The sequence below is a fragment of the Rhodoferax sp. RT5P35 genome (assembly GCF_056521385.1).
Window position 1 is genome coordinate 1 of record NZ_JBWMAX010000042.1, and the last position, 2,150, is coordinate 2,150.

The 2,150-nt window shown below is 65.4% G+C and carries 3 protein-coding genes; all 3 read left to right on the top strand.

The features are described from left to right. Positions 1-15 precede the first annotated feature (15 nt). The 3 genes from AC097L_RS23295 to AC097L_RS23305 are packed head-to-tail and all read left to right on the top strand — an operon-like array spanning position 16 to position 2,000. Positions 16-576 carry a LemA family protein gene (locus AC097L_RS23295; RefSeq protein WP_479589122.1) on the top strand — a complete coding sequence of 187 codons (561 nt, stop codon included), beginning with the start codon at positions 16-18 and terminating at the stop codon, positions 574-576. Beyond that, positions 577-1,482 (top strand): TPM domain-containing protein, encoded by a 906-nt coding sequence (locus AC097L_RS23300; protein ID WP_479589120.1) that lies wholly within the window; start codon positions 577-579, stop codon positions 1,480-1,482. 11 nt (positions 1,483-1,493) lie between these two features. Further along, positions 1,494-2,000, top strand: a complete 507-nt coding sequence (locus tag AC097L_RS23305) for a TPM domain-containing protein (protein WP_479589121.1) — start codon at positions 1,494-1,496, stop codon at positions 1,998-2,000. Positions 2,001-2,150 lie beyond the last annotated feature (150 nt).

Below are 2,150 nucleotides of genomic sequence, written 5' to 3' on the forward strand. Positions count from 1 at the left end.
TGGTTACCCGCCCTACTGCTCGCATCCGCCCTGACCGGCGGCGGCTATAACGATTTCCAACGCCTGGACGAGCAAAGCAAGGCCGCCTGGAGCGAGGTGCTGAACCAGTACCAGCGCCGTGCCGACCTGGTGCCCAACATCGTGGCCACCGTCAAGGGCGAAGCCGCGTTTGAGCAAGACACGCTGACCAAGGTGGTGGAGGCCCGCGCCAAGGCCACGTCCATCCAGGTCACGCCCGAAACGCTGAACAACCCCGAAGCCTTCGCCAAGTTCCAGGCCGCCCAGGGCGAGCTGGGCAGCGCCCTGAGCCGCCTGATGGTGACGGTCGAAAAGTACCCCGACCTGAAGGCCAACAAGGGCTTTAGCGACCTGCGGGTGCAGCTGGAAGGCACCGAAAACCGCATCACCGTGGCCCGCAACCGCTTCATCGGCACGGTACAGGAGTACAACGTGCTGGCCCGCAGCTTCCCCAGCAACCTGACGGCCAAGGTGATGGGCTACGAGCCCAAACCGAGCTTCACGGTGCAGAACGAAGCCCAGATCTCGGCCCCGCCGGTGGTGGATTTCAAGAAATAAATGCCCGTGCTGCTGCGCCTGCTGCTTGCGTGCTGGCTGGTCCTGCTGGCCCTGGGCGGCCACGCCCAAAGCGTACTGCCGGTACCGGCGCTGACCGGGCACGTGATCGACACCACGGCCACCCTGGGCGCGGCGCAGCTGCAGGCGCTGGAAGCCAAGCTGACCGCGTTCGAGGGCAGCACCGGCGCGCAGGTGGTGGTGCTGATGGTGCCCACCACCCAACCTGAAGACATCTCTAGCTACGCCAACCGCGTGGGCAACGCCTGGAAGATTGGCCGCAAAGAGGTGGGCGACGGGCTGATCCTGCTGGTGGCCAAGAACGACCGCAAGCTGCGCATCGAGGTGGCCAAGACGCTGGAGGGTGCGATTCCCGACCTGGCGGCCAGCAACATCATCAACGATGCCATCACACCACGCTTCAAGCAGGGCGACTTTGCCGGGGGCGTGGATGCCGGGGTCAACCAGATCATGGCCCTGGTCAAGGGCGAGGCCCTGCCCGCGCCCACTGCCCGTGCCCAGCAGGAGGCCGAAGGGTTTGACTGGCAGGAACTGCTGATCTTTGCCGTGTTTGCCGTGCCGATTGCCGGTGCCATTGCCCGCAGCATCTTCGGGGCCAAGCTGGGCTCGCTGGTGACGGGCGCGGGCGTGGGAGCACTGGCCTGGTTCGTCTCGGCCAGCCTGCTGATTGCGGGCGCGGCGGGAGTGGCGGCACTGCTGTTCACGCTGGTGTCGCGGGCCGGGTCGTCGTGGTTGGGCGGCGCACTGGGCGGTGGCATGGGTGGTGGCCGGGGTGGTGGATTTGGCGGCGGCGGTTTCGGCTCGGGTGGCCGCAGCGGTGGCGGCGGCGGCTTCAGCTCGGGCGGTGGTGGCAATTTTGGCGGCGGCGGCGCGTCCGGGGGATGGTAATGGGCCTGTGGATGCACCTACAACGGCTGGTAAAACACTGCTGGCAAGATGCTTCGGATGTGCGCCGCGCGGTGCCCGCCGAGCTAGTAGAGCAACTGGCGCGCCGGGTCAGCGCCAGCGAGCAGCGCCACACCGGCGAGATCCGCATCTGCATCGAAGGCGGCCTGCCGCTGAGCTACCTGCGGCGCAAGGCTTCGGCGCGCGAACGGGCGGTGATGCTGTTTGGCAAGCTGCGCGTCTGGGACACTGAACACAACAACGGCGTGCTGATCTACCTGCTGCTGGCCGACCACGCCATCGAGCTGGTGGCCGACCGAGGCCTGAACGCCCGGGTATCGCCCGCCGAGTGGCAAGAGATGGTGGCCCACCTGGGCACGGCCTTGCAGGCGGGCTTGTATGAGCAAGGCCTGACGACGGCGCTGGAGGAGGTGTCTGCCGTGCTGGTGCAGCATTTCCCGCTGGCCCCTGACAGCATGCGGCGCGACGAGCTGCCGAACGCACCGGTGCTGCTCCTGTAAGCCCATATCTGAAATTCAGGGCCTTTTTTAGCATCGAAATCAAGGTCCAGCGCTTATTTTATAAGCGCAAGCAGCTCCTATTTTTAACATTAAAAACAGTAGCAACCATCCCCAGATTACGCCCACAAAAAAAAAGCCGCTCAAGAGCGG